Raw genomic sequence first — 19,699 nt, 5'->3', positions numbered from 1 at the left:
CTCGAAAAAGGTTATTGATTAGGATTGAGGTAAGATTTTAAATTGCTTTGTTTTAATTTTTTTATGGCTGAGGCCAAAAGCGATGCACTTAATTCTGCACCTGCCTGCGTGGTATGCACACCATCGGCATTAAAGTAGGCTGTGGTTACTTCTGCCTGGCCTAAACGATCGTACTGATCAGCCATGAGCTGATTTAAATCAATGAAACAGGCTCCCGTTTGTTCGGCAACTTCTTTGGCCCATTTACCATAGTCGGTATTGTTGCGAACAATATGCTTACCTGACCATTTATTTTTTGGTACCGGTGAGCAGATGATAGCGATTGCCTTACGGCTTTGGATATCTGAAACAAGTTTTTTCAGATAAAATCCATAAGACTGAACGGTTTCTTTTTGTTTGGTGAAATAATTGGTAACTATTATTGAAGTATCTCCGGTTCCTTTTAATGATCCCCGCATCCGCAGTGTATCTGCAACCGGGCTTTCGTCATTATGACCAAATTGCATCATGACAAAATCGTCAGCTTTTAGTTGGGCCATAATACCTTTCCACATTCCATTTTTTAACATAGATGGTTCATGAACAATTGCTGTTTGATAGGTTCTGCTACTTATTCCGCTGACTGCCCTGTTTTGGACGTTGATTTTGGATTCATCGAAATAACTGATTAATTTTCCTCCCCAGCCTTGTATTGGATTGGTTGCTGAAGCACCGGCAACGGTTGAATCTCCGATAAGGTATAAGACTGGCTTTTCGGATGGTGTTGCCATGAAAAGATAACACAGCAATGTTAGTGTAAATGCTTTGACGTTCATTGTTATTTGGTTTCTATCTGCAAAAATTAATGGTGGATTAGTTTTTTGCCGTTTGATGATAGAAACAGAATAATTTTATCTTTCTCTACAAGGTTTGAAAGAAATTATCTGTGAGAAGGGTATAAAGCAAAAAAGCCTCAACTTTCGTTAAGGCTTTTTTTGCGGACCGGACGGGACTCGAACCCGCGACCTCCGCCGTGACAGGGCGGCATTCTAACCAGCTGAACTACCGGTCCGTTTTCCCTATTTTCGTATCGTTGTTTCGTTTCGGGATTGCAAATATAGATACTTTTATTTTATTTGCAATATTTATTTTAAAATAATTATAAGTCCTTAAGCTACAGAGCCCTCTTTCATTTTCTCTGCGTTTTCTGCAAACTGCAAAGCATCGATTAACTCCTGAACACTACCATCCATTACAGAATTCAGGTTGTATAAGGTTAATCCGATACGGTGATCCGTAACCCGACCCTGAGGATAATTATAAGTTCTGATCTTCGCAGAGCGGTCTCCTGTTGAAACCATCGTCTTTCTGCGCGCCGCAACATCACCATTTTTCTTTTGCAATTCGATATCGTATAGTTTGCTTCTCAACATTTCCATAGCAATAATCCTATTACCCAATTGCGAGCGATCCTGCTGACACACCACCACAATACCGGAAGGTTTGTGTGTCAACTGAACTTTAGTCTCTACCTTGTTTACATTTTGCCCACCTGCACCACCGGAACGCGAAGTATGCAATTCTATATCAGCTGGATTGATGTAAAGATCGATTTCTTCTGCCTCTGGTAAAACCGCTACAGATGCAGCTGAGGTATGTACACGGCCCTGGGTTTCAGTATCAGGCACACGTTGTACACGGTGTACACCTGATTCATATTTCAATTGCCCGTAAACATCTTCTCCGGTAACTTTCAGGATGACCTCTTTGTACCCGCCGGCAGTTCCTTCTGTTACATCAACAGTTTCTACTCTCCAGCCTTTGGTATCAAAAAACCTGCTGTACATACGGTACAAATCGCCCGCAAATAATGCAGCCTCATCTCCACCAGTACCACCACGAATTTCAAATACTGCATTTTTCGCGTCCTCTGGATCAACTGGAATTAACATCAGACGAACTCTTTCTTCCAGCTCTTCCTGCTGTTTTAACAAAAGATCAAGTTCTTCTTTTGCCATTTCACGCATTTCTGGGTCTTTCTCTGTGCTCAAAATTTCCCTGTTGGCATCTATGTTGCTCATCACATTTTTGTAGATCTTATACTCATCTACAATTTTGCCAAGATCTTTATATTCCTTATTTAAAGCTGCAAAACGCTTCATATCCTGCATAGTATCAGGATTGCTTAACTGTTCTTCAACGTCTTCCCAGCGAATTTTTATAGCTTCTAATTTCTCTAACATATCATTTTAATTTAAATAAACCTGCTTTAAGGTAGCTGATACCTGTAAAGCATCCATCAGCAACAGCTAGTTGGCTAGTGAGCTTGATGATTTATTTGGGACAACAAAAATAGGCTTTTTCACTTAAAATTCCTTTTCAAAATAATTAAGCGTTAATTCATTACCATCAAATACTGCGTACGAATTGTATTTGAGCCATTCACCAAGGTTTACATACCTGCTGCCAGCTCCCAAATCGAGATTAAGCGGCAGATGCCTGTGGCCGAATATAAAATAATCGTAATGTTGTTTTTTCAGTTGCTCTGCTGCATAAACCGCAAGCCATTCATTCTCCTGCCCCATAAATACTTCTTCTTCTTTACTGGCGGCACGACTACTTCCTGACCAGGCGTTTGCTATGCCAAGACCAATACGGGGCGGTACCAGCGCAAACAGCCATTGACATACAGGATTTCTAAATATCTTTCTTAAAAACTTATACTTTGAATCTCCGGGGCCCAATCCATCGCCATGATGAAGGTAAAACACCTTCCCGTTTCGCTCCATTACAAGTTCATCACTGATAATCTCAATACCCATTTCTTTGGTAAAATAGTCTTTTACCCACATGTCATGATTGCCTTTGAAAAAATAAATTTTAATTCCGGCATCGGACATGTTAGCGAGTTTCCCTTGCAACCGGATAAAACCTTTAGGTACTACGGTCTTGTATTCGAACCAAAAATCAAAAATATCGCCCATCAAAAACAACTCAGCACAACTGTGTTCAATTGCATTTAGCCATCGTAAAATACGATCTTCCCTGATTCTGCTTTGCTGATGTGAGGGCGAACCCAAATGAAAATCTGAAGCGAAATAAATGTGTTTTGCCATTTGTATAACAAAGATAAGTAAAAATATTTCCCTGCTTTTTGTAATAAGTTCTACAGATTATGTGGAATATATCTAAATAGCCTTAATATTTAAAACAAAGTTCGTAAATTCGCCAAAAATTTAATTACATGATTTCTACCGATATAGCCATAATTGGCGCAGGACCCGTAGGTTTATTTGCAATTTTCGAAGCAGGATTACTTAAAATGCGCTGTCATTTGATTGATTATCTACCTCAGGTTGGTGGACAACTGTCTGAAATATACCCAAAAAAGCCTATTTATGATATCCCTGGTTACCCAAGTGTGCTTGCTCAGGAACTTGTAGAAAACTTAATGGAACAGGCTAAACCTTTTCACCCTGGCTTTACTTTAGGCGAGCGTATTGAAGGTTTGGAGAAACGCGGCGAAGCGGATTTTGTACTGACCACCAATATGGGAACCATTATTGAAGCTAAGGTTGTGGTAATTGCTGGTGGATTGGGTTGCTTTGAGCCCCGCAAGCCCGCTGTTGCCGGATTGGAAGATTTTGAAAATGGAAGAGGTGTAAATTACATGATTATAGACCCTGAGAAATACCGCGGTCAGAAAATGGTAATTGCCGGTGGTGGTGATTCTGCCCTGGACTGGACCATTTTCCTTGCTGATATTGTTGAAGAGTTAACCCTGGTACACCGCAGCGAAAGCTTTAGAGGTGCACCTGACTCTGTAAATAAAGTAATGGCGCTAGCTTATAGTGGAAAAATTAACTTGATTTTAAACAGCAACCTAAACTCTGTTTCTGGAACTGGCAAACTGGAAAATGTAGAGATTGTTCACAACAAAACTTTAGAGGTTACGAATGTGGAAGCAGATCATTTGATTCCTTTGTTTGGTTTAAGCCCTAAATTAGGCCCGATAGAACAATGGAACCTGAACATTAGCAAGAGTGCAATTGAGGTAAATACGGATGATTATTCAACTAACATCCCTGGTATTTACGCGATTGGCGATATCAATACTTACGTGAATAAATTGAAGCTGATATTATGCGGCTTCCACGAAGCTGCTTTGATGAGCCACAGTGCTTACCAGTACATGAACCCAGGTGTTAAATATACAATGAAATATACTACCGTTAACGGTGTAGCAGAGTTCTAAATTATGGATGCAAATAACATTAACATATCCGTTCAGAATCCAGATGGCAGTGTAACTGATCTTGAAGCCCCTGTTGATATGGGTTTGAGCCTTATGGAGTTTTTAAAGGCTTGTGAATACGATATTTTAGCTACATGTGGCGGTATGGCACTGTGCGCGACATGTTGTGTAGATGTTTTAGAAGGCGAAGAAAAGCTGAATGAAATGTCTGATGATGAATATGCGATGCTGGATACTTTACCAGATTTACTTCCTAATTCCAGACTTGCCTGTCAGTTGCAGCTCAATCCGGCAATGGAAGGATTAAAGGTAAAGCTTCACAACGCTGAATAAATTATTTTCCGGCCGAAGCTAAGGTTTTGGCCGGACTACCTATTGTTTTATAGGCACCTTCTCCTTTAAGGATTGACAGCATTTTAGCCTGATTATTTAAAAGTGCGGTTGCTGCTGCCAGTTCTTTATCATATTGAAAGGCCTGAATTACCTTTCCTTTTTCAAAATAAAAGCGACTGATAATCTGAGTTTCTAAAGCTGCTTTGATTTCTGTCTTATGGGTAATTAGATCTGTTTTTTTTGCGCCCAGCATTTTATCTTTTAAATCCTCAAGATCGGCCTTTACAGCTGGTAATTTATTTTCTTTTTCGGCTTCGGTACGCAAATCGGCCAGTAATCTTTCTGTAGTGGAGGTATAGGAATAATCTTTACCTGCCAATGAATTGACAAAGAGCGCATACTCTGCTTCAGTTAGCTGGAATGCGGCAGCATCAACAATGGTTTTGGTCTTCTTTTTATAGTCATTGGCAAAATCAAAGAACATGCTTTTGTTGAGCAGGGAAACTGTTATGGGGCTGAGCTTTTGATTTTTTACCACTACATCGGGATAAACACCATTTCCATCGTAAACATTTCTGCCCATTTTAGTGCTAAATCTTTTCACCAACGAATCTGCAAATCTTTCTCTTAATCCATTTGCATTTTTATGTGCATAATCAATAGCTTGTATACACCTGCCGGATGGTGTAAAATACTTAGCTACGGTAACTTTAACCAGACTATTGTAAGGAAGGTTAAATGCTTGTTGAACCAATCCTTTTCCATAACTACGCTGACCTATAATGACTGCCCGATCCAGATCTTGCAAAGATCCAGCTACAATTTCGGAGGCGGAAGCGGAGGAGCCACCGATGAGTACGATTAATGGTACTTGAGGAAAAAGCACCTGCTCTCTTGTGTTGTAGGTGATGGTCTTTTCTGGATTACGTCCTTTTTGGGTAACCACCAGAACATCTTTATTGACAAAAAGATTTACAATTTTTACAGCTTCCTGTAAAATACCGCCACCGTTGTATCTTAAATCAAGAATGATCCCTTTAGGTTGTTGCTTATTTAAGGTAACTGCTGCATCCTTAACTTCCTGTGCAGCATTTTCCAGGAATTTATCTAGACGGATGTATGCGATATGATCGCCTACGACGCCTGAATAGGTAACATTAGGCATCTTAATTTCTGCCCGGACCAGGTTTTTGGTAATTACAGAACCGTCCCTGATAATAAGTAAAGCGACAGAAGACCCGCCAGGCCCGCGAAGTAAAGCACTGATTTGACTCCGTTCTTTTCCTTTTACATCTACGCCATTGATTTTAACCAACTGGTCTCCAGGCCTAATATCTTCTTTGTTTGCCGGGTAACCTTCGGTAACTTCATTTACAAACAGTTTACCTTCGATAAATACCGTACTTGCCCCTATTCCTCCGAATTGGGTACTTACATATTTGAGTTTATAATCCTCAATCTCAGATTCGGGGATATACTCTGTATAAGGATCTAAACCATCTAGCATTGCATCAATCCCGGTACGCATGAGCGTTGTAGGATTTGACTCATCTACATAATTGATATTAATTTCTTTATAAAGCGCAGCAAAAATGTCAAGATTTTTGGAAACCAGAAAAAGGTCATCCTTAAATGACCAGGTTAAGGTTACAAAGGCTGGAACCAGCACTAAAAAGACAATTTTGAAGGCCTTCATGACTACAATCTGTTTCCCTCTGGATCGGCTAGCGCCTTGTTGATTGTAAATTCAACATATTTCTGATCTCTTTTTATCAGGTCCATTAACCTTGCTACCAGCTGGTCTTCCTGTCCTGGTTCAAAAGAAATGTTCTCTGAAGCTAAATCTCTGTATTTTCTTAAAAATTTGATTTTAACCTTTTGAGCGGTATCTGGAGTAAGTGTAAAGCTTGCCATAATTTTTCTTTGTACAAAAATGCTGAAAATATTTTAGTTCGGTTAAGATATGAAAAGAAAAGTCCCCTAAAAAGGGGACTTTACATAAAGTGGCTAAAAAGATTTGAGCTATTCTTTTATTAGAAGGCAGGGTCTGCCGGTGTATTGGGATTGTTATCCCGCTCTGTAAATGGATATGGGAAAAAATTTCTCTTTCGATCTGCATTTGGCAACCCAAATCTTCTCATATCCTCCAGTTTTAAGCCAGACATATAGAGTTCTATGCTTCTATGTTTATAAATTAGATTTAACAAATCTGATTGCGAAATCGGCCCAACTATTGCAGGCAAACCAGCACCAACACCAAATGGATCTGCTGCAGGTTGTTTAGTTACCACTAAATTCAATTGGGTTAAGGCATTGCCTAAATCGGGTGTCGATTGGCGCGCATAGGCTTCAGCTTTGATGAGGATAATTTCTCCAGGTAAATAAATTGGAATAGCAGTGGTAGTACTTGTAAAAAAACCATTTAGCCGGGCTAAAGGAGCTACTGCATTTGCAACTGTATAAAATGGAACCCGTTTATCAGCTGGATCCGGCACATAAATACCAGTCAGACCTAAATTAGCATTCATTGGCTGAAAAACGTTTCCTGTTGAAGTTGCAATATCAAATATGGGATTGAATGTAAGGTTATCAAAATTAAACGATGATCTTTTAGTAAGGTCTACACTATTTGCTGCTGTTAAGGCCAAGGTGTAGTTGCCGGCAAAAAGAGCGTACCGTGCCTTCAACGCATATAATGTATTCTGGATATCGACACCCGCTGGAACGTTTGTAAGAAAATTTGCGCTAATTGGGGTAGCAGCAACTACGGACAAAGCATTGTCAATTACCGCTATGGCTCTTGTGAAACCTTGAACCCTGGTTATAAAACTCACGTTTGTACCGATACCAGACGGAACTCTCTCCCAATATTGAGACATATTTCCTATTGCTAAAGCCTTAAAAATACTAACATATGCAATCAACCCCGACGCATATCCCTTATCAGCTAGTGCGGGTGCATTAGCCATTACGTTATCAGCATCAAAAATTATTTTATTTGAATTTGCCCACAAGTTAGCCAGGATTGCGTTTGTACCATCAACACTATTTCCACCAGTGGAGAGTTGCAATTCTGGTACATTTCCGGCATTGGTTAAAAACAGCTCATTTGTTACAAAGCCATTTGCCGTAACAGAACTAAAATACACCCCAGGCCGACCAGCAGAATACAATTTTTGTAAACCGACAGCCACGCCCGTTAAGCCCCGGGATGATCCAAAAACATCGTCAGCAAGTGCAGCATTAGGATCTGCGTATTCCTTCTTACAAGATGATACAACCGCCATCAATATAAGGATGGCTAGCATTTTATAACTATAAGTTTTCTTTATGTATTTTTTCATGATGTACCTGTTTAAATTAAAATTTAGCTTGTAATCCTAAACTGAAAGTGCGTGGGATTGGAACGGCACCAAAATCTATATTACGTAATAAAGTAGATTGCCCTCCAGCGTTTACTTCAGGATCATATCCTTTATAATTATCCCAGGAAATAAGGTTTCTTCCACTAAGATTGATTGTCAAATCTTTTACAAACTTAAGCTCTCCAAGGTTATAACTTAAAGATATTTCACGAAGTTTAACATAGTTGCCGTTATCAATCCTCCATTCTTCTGTTGCATATACACCTGCAATGTAACCACGAGGTAACTGACCCAAATCTTCCTGTTCAGCTAGTTTCCCATTTCCTACGCCCTGACGAGTTCTCCAATCCGCATTCCAGACATCACTGCCATGCACCATATCTAGTTGAACATGTAGATTAAGTTTTTTATAACTAAAATCGTTTACAAAAGAGCCTGTATAAGCAGGGTTCGGATCTCCTAGAACCTTACGCAAAGTTGTTCCAGTTGGGAGGCCGGTTACTGGATCTCTTTGAGGAATAAATGTTGTTGCGGAGGTCTGCGTTCCACGCTCTAACTGCGGAATGCCTGCAGCATTGGTTAACAAACTTCCATCAGCATTTCTTGCGAAAAACGTACCATAAAAAACACCTATAGGCTGTCCATCAATGATTGCTACGGGTGCACCTGCGTTGGTACTAATTAACCTTAAAGCCCCCGTTCCTACGGCTTTATTTCTATTTCTGTTGAATATAACAGAAGTATTCCATTTGAAGTTTGTGTTCGTAACCGGTGTACCGTTTAAAACCAGCTCAACGCCTTTATTTTCTAAGGCTCCAATGTTATCCAATAAACTTGAATAACCAGTAGTCGGCGCAATAACAACTGGTACCAAAAGATTGTCTACTTTTTTTGAATACCAGTTAAAGCTGGCACCAATTCTATTACCAAAGAACGAAATATCGGATCCCAATTCAAGTTCTCTCTGACGCTCTGGCTTAACAAATTGGTTAGCAAATATGCCACGACCAGAGAAGCCCGTTTTACCTAGTAACGGATTTGAATCGTATTCCCTAAAGCGATCATAGGCACTTACTCCAGTCAAATTCCCCGACTCTCCGTATGCTGCGCGAAGTTTAAAAGTACTCCACCAATTAGAAATACTTAAATTTTTCCAGTATTCTGCAGAAGATAATACATAGCTGACATTTCCTTTTAAATAGGCATTTGTACTTTCAGATTCGTCAAAGACTGAAGATTGATCTACCCTTATGGCACCCGTTACAAACAGATGGTCTTTATATTTAAAGTTTTGCTGTAAATATGCTCCGCTAATTGCTGTCTCCGATCTGCGATCTGCATTAGGCAGCATCGTACTTGCTCCGTTCACTGTTTCAATGAAAGGTGCAAGGCCACGACCATTTAACAAAGAGAATAAATCCTTTTGATATTGAAACGATCCCCCCAACTGAGTAGTAGACAACAACAGATCTGAAAATTTAGCATCATAAGTAAAGTTAAGCTCATTATTAAACAAGGTTGTTGTGGCATTCGCGGCACTTGCATACCCATTCAAGCCGGCGTCTATGAGGGCTCCTCCTCCATAAAACCCAGTGCTTACATTATATGCAAAAGGGGGAATAAGGGTGGTCCCATTCTGAATGGTATTGTCAACCCCCATAGTATAGTCTACAGTTAAATTCTTAACTGGGTTTAATTTTAAGCTAGTATTGGCGATTACCCTATTGGTAAATTGTCTTTGTTTAATGTCTTCAATAACCGAGACCGGGTTCACCCTACCTCTTTCACCTACTGATTTTAAGTTACCTAAAATATCTCTTGTAAAGATATCATGAAAGTTACCGATAATAGTGACAGAGTTCATCGGTGAAAAGAATGAATTACCATCTGGTTTTTCGTTGGCATCGCTATGAACATAATTAAAGCCAACAGTTAACTTTGCCCAGCTATTAATTTTCTGATCTACATTGGCCCTAAAATTATATCGTTTAAAGTCCGTATTCTTGATAATACCCTGATTATAAAAATATCCCAAAGAAGTGTAAAATTTGGTATCCTCGCTCCCCCCCGAAATAGAGACTGTATTATCCGTACCATTTGCAGGCCTAAAAATGTAATCTTGATAATTGTATCGGGTTACTGGTGATGTTGTAGTTAAAGTAGGTGTTAAAATATCTTGAGTAACTAAATCAACCGATCCACCAAATTTTACTGGGGCTTCATTCACTTCAACTTGTTTACGCAATTCACTGTGTGTCCAGCTACTCGAAAAACTAACAGAAGGCTTACCACTTAAGCCTCGTTTAGTGAAAATTTGGATTACTCCAGCATTAGCCCTGGAGCCATAAATTGCAGCAGCAGCAGCACCATTTAACACTTCAATATGATCAATATCGCTAGGATTAATATCTACCATTCTATTTTGGCCTATGGAACCCACAAAATTACCATTTTGTGCCACCGGGCTTCCTGAATTATTACCTCCATCATAATTTGCGGAAGTATTTGTGACTCTTGTTGTGGAATTATTTACAATTACCCCATCTATTATGTACAGCGGATCTGATGATGAGTTAACTGAACTTATCCCCCTTAACCTTACAGACATACCGCCCGCCGGATCCCCTGAATTCTGGCTAATTTGGGCACCGGCAGTTTTTCCTTGTAACGAAGACAAAACGTTACCGCTGGGCGCTTTGTTTAGATCATCCCCTTTAACAGTGCTTACGTAACTTCCCAGTTGTTTCCGGGTAGTGCCCTGAGAAGTACCTGTTACAATTACTTCATCCAAACCTACCGCGTCCGTTACCAATGCGGCACTGATGCTCAAACGGTCGACTGAGGCGAGTAGGACAGGCTTTACAACCGTCTTGTAACCAATATACGAGAATTGAACCTGATAGGATGCAGCTGGCAAATCTGCTGTTAAGGTAAAGCTTCCATCTCCATTCGTAGCCGTAGCAAAATTGCTATTCAGTATCTTTATCACTGCGCCGGGAATAGTTTGCCCATTACCTGAATCGGTGACCTTTCCAGTTAAGACATAGCGCTTGTTTTGCGCATTTGCGAACTGAATAAAGAACAACAAAAAAACTGGCGTTAACAAAACCGAGGTTAGTTTTGAACACCGCTGTGTGTAAATTTTCTTCATACTGTTTTCGTTTAGTTTAATGTTCTGTTGATTTTCTCGTGACATCGTTAAAAATACCACGATAAGTGTTGCTAAAGGTATTCGTAACATATTGGCAAAAATCAATGCGCGTTCAGCCACCTCAATAAAAACCCGCAATTAAACGCAAAAAAAGACTAGTGCCAAGTAAATATCATAATACTTTCTGATTAAAACAAAGGAAAAGCAAAGTATTGACATGAAAACCTAGTATATTATTGCGAAATAACGCACATTACCGCACATATGTTCTGTTGGATTGATTCAATACTTTCAAAAAAACTTCTACATATGCTAGAGAAAGAAAGGCACGATTTTATCATGCCCCAGATTAATTTACATAATCTCATACTTACATCCGATCTGGTAGACTTACTTAATGTATCTGAAGACAATGCCGGGCGCACATAAAAAAAGTCCCCTTATGTGGGGACTTTAATAATAATATAAATACGAAATCTCTACTACTTTCTTCCTAATGCATCATTTCGGCTCTAATAAGCGATTTGCTGGATTATATTACTTAACATTCAATTCACCTAGCTTATCTTTTGCCGCCTTAATTAAGGAATTAGCTCCATTTGCATCTTGAGACAATTCCCAAACCATTATGCCATTGGCTCTGGAATATGCAAGTGCGGTTTTTTCTTTAATTAAGGGAATTCCGTTATAATAATAAGTCACAGGGGTTGCACCTGTCATCATCGTAAAGATATTCAACATAGGATCCGCCTTGTTAGCTAACAGATTACGATACGTCATTGCTGCATTAGCGGCATTTTTACCGTAAGCAGGAAATCCTAATACAGCCTTTTCTTTGGTTAAGCCCTTTTCATTGAACCAAACATCAAGTACGTCACCAGCCATGATATAAGAAGAATGATTTGGGTCACTCTTCCAGTTGGCCCCGTCATAAGCCATAAGATTAACGAAATCCATCGCATCAATTGCAGCTTTATTAATACCATCTTTCACGCTGCCAGCATATAGTCCTGCCGTTACCGCCGAGCTTAAATATTTGTGGTACACATGCAGCCTGGCCGAGAGATCTTTCATAAAAGCCTCATAAGTGATGTCATTTGAAAAATTGGATCTTGGATATTCCCAGTCTATATCTACTCCATCAAGATCATTTTTAAGTACAAAAGCCATAATGTTGTTCACTAAGGTTTTCCGAAGTACAGGATCTGCTGCCAGAGCCGAATAGATACTTTCAGATCCTGCCAGGGAAATAGCGCGCTTAACACCGTTTTCTTTTGCCAACTTCATCACTTTGGTAAAATTAGCGGGCTTGGCCAGTGCTTTTAATGTACCATCTGCATTCGGGTAAGCAAAAGCATAATGTAAATGAGTAATCATTTTATACTTATCTAGTCCAATGGAATCAGGCTCATTTGCCTCTGCATAATAAGCCACGATCTTAAAACTATTGTCTGGTACGTATGCACCTGCGGGAATTGCATAAGTAACAGCCCCGGTGGTATAACCATCTTCTACCCAGTTCAAATCTTTACTACAGGACTGCAATGCAGCAATAAAAATTACTGAAATATATAATATATTTTTCATGAGATCTTCTTTTCTATAACGGTTCATTATTATCTCCTTACATTATCTATGGCAATACCATATGGGATATAGCCTTTTATTAAAAACTCTGCTGGCTTACTACCATCAAGTGCATAACGTTTTATACCTGAATTATTTGCTGTAGCCGATATAGTTGGACCATTGCCATTAATATCAAGATTGCTTCTATAACCATAATAAATGTAGCCCGAAGTTTTATCATCTGGGTCGGTATCCAAAGCCAGGCCAGTGACATGTATAAATTCATTGTCTCCATTTTCATTAGAAAATCCACTCCCAGTAGCTACAGTGGCCAGCGCATCAAGCAAAGTAATACCACTGCCATCCATGTTACACCTGTATAGCCCTTGAACTACACCTGTTGTTGGTACATTTACAATAAAGTAAATTTTACTGTTCACCTTGTCAACAACGAAGTTTCGGATTGCGTAATTATCAAGATTTGCAGACAGCTTGCTGATAAATGCTCCCGTAGTATTAAACCTAAAAATACCTCTGCCTGTTGTACCTGTTTTAGACACCCATATTTCTCCATTTACTGCCTGAACACCCCCATCAAAATATGTTGCAGTACTAGTTACTCCTGCATTTGCCGCTGTTAAGGCAATTCTTGATCCCGGATAAGCTAGATCCACACCGGCTGCAGAGGCAACCCTCACTGCATTATTACGGCTCGTCCACCAAATATTTCCATTATCATCTATGGTATGCACAAAAGGGTCTAATTGGTATCCTGAAGCAGATGCGTCTACCGGTGCGGTTACTATAATTGAATTTCCGCCGGTAAGATCAACTGAGTAAACTTTCCCATCTGCCTTCGCTGCATCGCCGGTACTAAATCTTAGTCCTACGCCAGCCTCTGTAATATAAATTCTATTATTATATACGCTCATACCTAGTGGATGAGGGCCTAAAACCGTAGATAACGCAGATATAATTGGTGTTTGTAATTGTTTAAACTGGTATCTGTAAATCTTTTTAGTTAAAGCATCGGTGAAATAAAGTGCTTTTACCAGCTCTCCCATTACAAAAACTTGTGTGGTAGTGGTTAAGGTTTCCTGTCCATCGTTTATTGTTAAGGTAACTGTATGATTTCCCTCCGTTTTAAAAGTAATTTTGGGTTTTTCTGCCGTGGAAGTGAGGCCCGGCTCACCGAAGTCCCATGAATAAGTTACTGCTTGCCCTGGATACTTAAATACATTAGCGCTAAATTCGAATTCTCTCATAACACCAATATTCTCTGGGACAACAATTACGGGCTGCATTTTAACCACAGTCAGTACCTTTGTCATGGAATCTTGCTTTCCTCCCTGCCATGCAACAAGCGTTACATTGTAACTTCCTGGCAAAGCATAATAAATGGTATCTGGAACCAGGTTTTCGCTGGTGGTCCTTTGGGTTAAACCACTTTTGGTTAGTGCCTGTCCTTTAGGGAATTTCCAAAGATATCTCTCTGAATATTTTGACCTATTGGTGAGCAGCACCTTTCCTGGTGCAGTTATTACGCCTTCTGGCGCTGTAAAATTTACCGCAAAATCTCCTTCAGGAGCAATTCTGGAAATTTCATCAACCTTACATCCCGCAAACAGCAGAAGTAGAGTTAGTATATATAGGCTAAATTTCTTCATTGATATATTTTTATTGGTAAACTGATTCAAAGCTATTACTTACACTAGTCTGGGCACCGGCTTCCGTTGTTACCCTAACTGTAACAGTAGCCACAAGCATCCCTTTCTTTCTAATTTCCTTCATCCCATTGCTGATCAATATATTTCTGGTTAGATTTTCCCTCAAATAGGTCTTTCCTAAAGCCGAAACTCCTGTCTTTACTCCGCTGGCAATCACATAATGCGTATCTGGCATACCTGGAAACAGTTTTGAATAGTCTGCAACACCAATGACAAATGTTAACTGGCTCTTAATAATTTCAAAAGACTCATCTGGCAAGCTCAGCAATAATTCAGACCCAGTTAATTTATATTTCCCGTCTGTTTGTACAAATAGCGTGTATGGCATCGGTACAACATAATTATTATCTGTGGTGATGTAGTAATTATTTAACCCACCATTGCCTCCATTTACTGTGTTCCAAACTATCTCTTTAGCAATGGTATCTCTTAAGACCATTGTTGGATTAGTAGTACTCCAGGTGTTGATCGTCGCATTATCTAATGATAACTGCACGCCAAATCTTTCTGACAAGGTATGTATAAACTCAACCTTTGCGATTTTGTCATTTCGTTGGCCAGTTGTTGCTGTAACCACAATTGCCTCTCCGACTAAGGGCGTTCGGTTACTCAAAGAAACAGCGAGCTGAGCATTAAACTTCCCAGTTGAAGTCCCTAAATCTTCTAGAGGACTTTTCTTTTTACAAGAGAACATTAACATGGTTAATGCCAGTAGTAAAACTATCTTATGTTTTTTCATAGCTATTAATTTTTAAGCGTAGAACGATCTGCCCACCAAACAGGGGTAAACACCCAGCTTCTGGATGTAGCACCTAAACGGGCCATTTCCTGCGGATTATAAATATATTCTGTCTGGTTATCATAAGGTAACCGTTGAATCCATCTGCCCCCCCATTCTGTCAAAACCCTAGCTGGATAATAGATTCCTGGATAAGCTTCTGTGCTATAACCATGCCTCCTCATGTCTACCCAGGTTTCAGACTGCAGATAGAGTGCAACATACTTTTGCACCAGGATGTCACTTATGGTAAGCAGCGAAGCATCTTGTTTGATTTTTGATGAGGAAAGAAAAGATCCTATTTCACCCTCAGTGATACCTAAGCGCTGCATATTCAATTTTACACCTTCTCTGTAAGCGGCCAACGCAGTAACATTATCATTTTTATAAAATGCAGCCTCTGCTTTAATAAAGTACAACTCTTCTTTTAAAATGTAAGGGAATGGAGAACCATCTTTGGTCCAGTATCCATTATACAAATTTGCAAAATCGTCCATGGTAGGCGCAACGGTACCCGGAACAGTTGGCCAGTTAGGAACAACTAGTCCTTCTGAAAGCCTGGCTCCATTATATGCACCTTTTACACCAGGACTAGTTAGCTTGTACAAACGCGGATCATAATTTAATCCGGGATCTCCAACAGTCAGGTATTTCATAAACAAATCTGTACTTACAGACGTATTTAAAATGTTAACGATATCAGCAAAGTTCCACTGTGGGTTTGGGATGGAAGGACCCCACATATTTTTTTCCCAGTCCCTGGTTGGTGATTCAGGGTATTTTAAGACGGCATCGGAGAATCCAGTTAAAGAAGCATTCACTGTTGATAATACAGCATCGTATCCTCCATCAAAATTAGCCGTATGCAATAATAATCTTGCACGTACAGCTTCAGCAAATGATTTCCATTTATTAAGATTTCCCTGGTAAATTAAATCTGCCGTAGCATTCATGGTAGGGTCTGAAGCACCGGATCTATTCAAATCTTCAATACCTTCGTTAAGTAGAGAAACTATACCGGCATATACTTCCTGTTGGGTATCGTACTTTGGATTATAACTGCCGGAATAAGCTTCTTTAAAAGGCATATCGCCAAATGAATCTGTTGCAGTGAGGTAGGAGAAAGCCAGCATAATTTTGCCGACTCCTTTATAATTATTAGCCCCGTCACTCTCTGAGCGTTCTATCATTCCACGACAGTTGCTACCAACATCGAAATAATGCCAACGCCAAGCACCCAATCTTGTAACATCATTATAATTCCAAAGCGCCTCAATTTTGCTTGTATTATATCTGCTGGTAATATAAAAGGAGTGATAAGAAGAATAACGTGCATGGGAATACAAATGATACGCCATATTTCCTAAAATTGCCGGAAGCCTCAGGCTTGGGGTTGTAGTAACCGGTTGAACCGGATCTATATTGATATCCAATTGTTTTTTGCAGGAAACCAGCAGAACCAGCAGCACAATTGGCAATAATTTAAACATCGTTTTCATAAAATAAAATTAAAACCCTACAGAGATACCTATTGAATATGTTTTCGATAATGGAATAGCGCCATAATCTACACCCATGGTGCTTCCGCCACCACCACCAGCATTAGGACCAGCACTATTGACTTCTGGATCGCCTCCAGAATAGTTGGTAATCAATATTGGATTTTGTGCAGATAGCTCAAGACTTAATCTTGACAACTTTAACCGTTGCGTAATCTTTTTAGGCAGACTATAACTAAAGGTGATGTAACGCACCCGGGCCCAATTGACTGTTTCAATAAAATTGGTGCCGACTGCGGCATAATTGTTTACAAAATAAGCATAAGTAAGCGGGACTTGTTTAGTGTTGCTGATATATGAACCATCATTTTGCAAAACCACACCATTAAAAGTAAAGTCTCGGTCTCTCCACTCTCCTACATCGGCAGCGCTACCTCTTGCAATCATTCCTAAACGTGTAGCATTATACACATCTCCTCCTAAGCGGAAATCCCATAGAAAAGAGAGTGAAAAATCTTTATAGCTGAATTTATTAAGCAGGCCCATATTTAATTTAGGCTCTCGATTACCTATATAAATGGATTGGCTCTCGCTGTTAATCACCGGGTAGCCATCGGCACCAATCACAGCATATCCTTCTGCAGTTCTTAAATAGTCTGTTCCTACAATGCCTAATACTGGCATATTGATCATAGATGCTGCTTTAGCGGCATTATAAGGCTGTCCAAAGGTATATGGGAATACCTCTATCTGACCTGGAAATTCCAGCATTTTAGAACGGTTACGCCATGCATTTAAAGTAACATTCCAGTTAAAATTTGCTGTTTTTACAGGTGTTCCGCCCAGAGAGAGTTCCAAACCTCTGTTTCTAAGTTTACCAACATTAAATGTTTGAATCACAAACCCGGTAGGAAGCGGAACCCTTGCTGTAACTACCTGATCATGACTTTCTTTATCATAATACGCACTTTCAATGGTTAGCCGATTTTTAAAAAGCCTCAATTCAAAACCAACTTCCTTTTCAATAGTTGTTTCATTTACCAGATTAATATTACCCCCAGTTGAGTTGTTTTGATAACCGCCACCAAGACCTGGATTGGCTTGCAGCGTAGTATAAGTAGCATAAATAGGTGCGTCCTTACCTACTTTGGCATAACTAGCCCTTAATTTACCAAACCAATCACTTTTGCTTTCAAACAATTCAGAAAACGTAAAAGCTCCAGAATACGATGGTGAATAAAACGACCTTGAATTGGGTGGTAATGTAGATGACCAGTCATTTCTACCGGTAACACCTATACTTAACAAATTTTTATATTCCAGTTTAAAATCACCATAAACTGCATAGCGTTGTCTTCTTCTTAGCCCTTCGCCCGTGATTAGGTTGGCTGGCGGAATATTATTCACGCTATAGATGTCGGGTACAATAAAACCTTCACCGGTAAATGAGTTTGTACTGGCCTCGAAATACTCTGAACTTGCTCCAAGAATTAATGTCGCCCTTAAATCTTTCACAACCTGTCTATCAAATGTACTGTTGAAAATATTGGTTTGATAAATATAATTCCCTTTTGTTTGATACAATCTTCCGCCAGTTATGTAACTACCCGGAGTACCAGGAACGGTAATGTTGCTGTAATCCTGATTATAATAATCCTGACCTATTCTATAAGATAAATTAATCCAATCGTTAACTTTATAATCAAGATTGCTGTTCACCACAATACGCTGGGTTTCTGTATACCGCGGGTTTTTCATGATGGACCACATTGGTGATATTCTCGCCGTTTCTTCAGATCCACTATTTTCATAATATTCGTAATATGGGTTCCCGTTATCATATTGATACCTGTTAATATCATACCGTAAAGGGTACATATAAATACTATTTGCATATCCTCCTGAACTGCCCCCTACAATTCCCTCTTTAATATTGTTTTTAATGTAATTGGCACTTGCTGTTAAAACCAGATTTTTAGCTATTGTAGCTGATCCTTTGATCAACATGGCGATTTTGTCACTTTCTGTATTGGGAATGATTGAGGAACCACCACGGTAATTACCGGACATATAATAATTAAATTTTTCTGCCCCCCCGTTTACGTTGTAATTTACATCATGCACCACTCCCGTACCAAAAAACTGACCCAGGTTGTCATAAATTGCCTCATCGCTTCTATACTTACGCCCCCATGATGAAATTGAACTTTCATCGAAGCCTGTACCTGTACCAGAAGTATAAATCTTTTGCTGTTTAGGCAAGCGTCCTACGGTTTCTATAAAGGACTTATAGGAGCCGTTTGATTGCAAACTACCTGCTTTCCCTTTTTTAGTTGTAATGATGATCGCTCCAGATGCCGCATCAATACCATACAACGCTGCTGCTGCTGCGCCTTTAAGTACAGAAATATTTTCTATGTCAGCCGGGTTAAAATCAGCTAACCTGTTCACTGTTCCATCGGAAGATGCATTGCTAACCCTAATCCCGTCTACAATCATAATGGGCTGATTATCTCCAGTTAAAGAGGAAACACCTCTTAGGATAATTTCAGATGGTAAACCTGGCGAGCCCCCTGAACTAGTAATCTGTGCACCAGCAATCTGACCTTGCAAAGCATTGATGATGTTGGGCTGATTGGCATCCCTCAAATCATCTCCCTTAACCGTTTGAACGGAATAAGTTAGCGTCCTTTTATCTCGCTGAATGCCAAGTGCCGTAACTACCACTTCATTTAATGATTTGTAACTGGTTTTTAGCTCCGCGTTAAGAATTGTTGAAGTGCCAACAGTTTGCTCCAGCACTTCAAACCCGATATAGGTAAAAACAAGCACATCCCCCTTATTCGCACTAATGGAATAAATTCCATCTGAATTGGTTTGGGTTGCAGATAAGCCGCCTTTGATTTTTACGGAGACGCCAGGAACAAATAGCTTGTCCTCGCTGGAGATTACCTTACCTGTCACAGTAATTTTCTGAGCCATTGCCTGCGAAAGCAGTAAAAACATACTCAGAAAAATAAAGAGTAATTTTTGTTTCATAAGT

The 19,699-nt window shown here is 39.6% G+C and carries 14 protein-coding genes and 1 tRNA gene; 2 read left to right on the top strand and 13 right to left on the bottom strand.

The window, feature by feature from the left end; translation table 11 throughout:
- Positions 1 to 11: 11 nt before the first annotated feature.
- From LPB86_RS04460 to LPB86_RS04445, 4 genes are all read right to left on the bottom strand, one after another.
- On the bottom strand, positions 12 to 815 hold the full coding sequence (locus tag LPB86_RS04460) for a GDSL-type esterase/lipase family protein (protein ID WP_230641361.1): 804 nt from the start codon (positions 813 to 815) through the stop codon (positions 12 to 14).
- Between the two features lie 162 nt (positions 816 to 977).
- A tRNA-Asp gene (locus LPB86_RS04455) sits at positions 978 to 1,051 on the bottom strand.
- 97 nt (positions 1,052 to 1,148) lie between these two features.
- Positions 1,149 to 2,222, bottom strand: coding sequence for a peptide chain release factor 1 (prfA, locus tag LPB86_RS04450; protein ID WP_230641358.1), 1,074 nt, complete (start codon positions 2,220 to 2,222; stop codon positions 1,149 to 1,151).
- A 123-nt stretch (positions 2,223 to 2,345) separates the two neighbouring features.
- Positions 2,346 to 3,095, bottom strand: coding sequence for a UDP-2,3-diacylglucosamine diphosphatase (locus LPB86_RS04445; protein ID WP_230641356.1), 750 nt, complete (start codon positions 3,093 to 3,095; stop codon positions 2,346 to 2,348).
- Positions 3,096 to 3,223: 128 nt separating this feature from the next.
- Between LPB86_RS04445 and LPB86_RS04440 the strand changes: the two genes are divergently transcribed.
- Together LPB86_RS04440 and LPB86_RS04435 are read left to right on the top strand one after the other, a co-directional pair.
- Complete coding sequence (locus tag LPB86_RS04440) at positions 3,224 to 4,234, top strand: NAD(P)/FAD-dependent oxidoreductase (protein WP_230641354.1); 1,011 nt, start codon at positions 3,224 to 3,226, stop codon at positions 4,232 to 4,234.
- 3 nt (positions 4,235 to 4,237) lie between these two features.
- Entirely contained in the window at positions 4,238 to 4,567 is a 330-nt protein-coding gene (locus LPB86_RS04435) for a 2Fe-2S iron-sulfur cluster-binding protein (RefSeq protein ID WP_230641352.1), read from the top strand.
- 1 nt (position 4,568) lies between these two features.
- On the opposite strand, the gene LPB86_RS04430 is transcribed toward LPB86_RS04435, so the two are convergent.
- The 9 genes from LPB86_RS04430 to LPB86_RS04385 form a co-directional block, all read right to left on the bottom strand.
- Positions 4,569 to 6,263: a S41 family peptidase gene (locus LPB86_RS04430; protein WP_230641350.1), complete on the bottom strand. Its 1,695-nt coding sequence runs from the start codon at positions 6,261 to 6,263 to the stop codon at positions 4,569 to 4,571.
- 2 nt (positions 6,264 to 6,265) lie between these two features.
- Complete coding sequence (locus tag LPB86_RS04425; protein WP_230641348.1) at positions 6,266 to 6,481, bottom strand: hypothetical protein; 216 nt, start codon at positions 6,479 to 6,481, stop codon at positions 6,266 to 6,268.
- 119 nt (positions 6,482 to 6,600) lie between these two features.
- Positions 6,601 to 7,911: a RagB/SusD family nutrient uptake outer membrane protein gene (locus LPB86_RS04420; protein WP_230641346.1), complete on the bottom strand. Its 1,311-nt coding sequence runs from the start codon at positions 7,909 to 7,911 to the stop codon at positions 6,601 to 6,603.
- 16 nt (positions 7,912 to 7,927) lie between these two features.
- The gene (locus LPB86_RS04415) at positions 7,928 to 11,083 is read right to left on the bottom strand and encodes a SusC/RagA family TonB-linked outer membrane protein (RefSeq protein ID WP_230641344.1); all 3,156 of its coding nucleotides are present in this window, start codon (positions 11,081 to 11,083) and stop codon (positions 7,928 to 7,930) included.
- A gap of 537 nt (positions 11,084 to 11,620) precedes the next feature.
- The gene (locus tag LPB86_RS04405) at positions 11,621 to 12,670 is read right to left on the bottom strand and encodes a glycosyl hydrolase family 18 protein (protein WP_230641342.1); all 1,050 of its coding nucleotides are present in this window, start codon (positions 12,668 to 12,670) and stop codon (positions 11,621 to 11,623) included.
- A 29-nt stretch (positions 12,671 to 12,699) separates the two neighbouring features.
- On the bottom strand, positions 12,700 to 14,319 hold the full coding sequence (locus LPB86_RS04400) for a PKD domain-containing protein (protein ID WP_230641339.1): 1,620 nt from the start codon (positions 14,317 to 14,319) through the stop codon (positions 12,700 to 12,702).
- Between the two features lie 10 nt (positions 14,320 to 14,329).
- Entirely contained in the window at positions 14,330 to 15,118 is a 789-nt protein-coding gene (locus tag LPB86_RS04395) for a hypothetical protein (RefSeq protein ID WP_230641337.1), read from the bottom strand.
- 5 nt (positions 15,119 to 15,123) lie between these two features.
- Positions 15,124 to 16,656 carry a SusD/RagB family nutrient-binding outer membrane lipoprotein gene (locus LPB86_RS04390; RefSeq protein WP_230641335.1) on the bottom strand — a complete coding sequence of 511 codons (1,533 nt, stop codon included), beginning with the start codon at positions 16,654 to 16,656 and terminating at the stop codon, positions 15,124 to 15,126.
- A 9-nt stretch (positions 16,657 to 16,665) separates the two neighbouring features.
- Positions 16,666 to 19,695 (bottom strand): SusC/RagA family TonB-linked outer membrane protein, encoded by a 3,030-nt coding sequence (locus LPB86_RS04385; RefSeq protein ID WP_230641333.1) that lies wholly within the window; start codon positions 19,693 to 19,695, stop codon positions 16,666 to 16,668.
- Between the last annotated feature and the right edge of the window lie 4 nt (positions 19,696 to 19,699).

The organism is Pedobacter sp. MC2016-14 (assembly GCF_020991475.1).
Lineage (GTDB): Bacteria > Bacteroidota > Bacteroidia > Sphingobacteriales > Sphingobacteriaceae > Pedobacter.
This window is presented reverse-complemented; position numbering and strand designations above follow the sequence as displayed.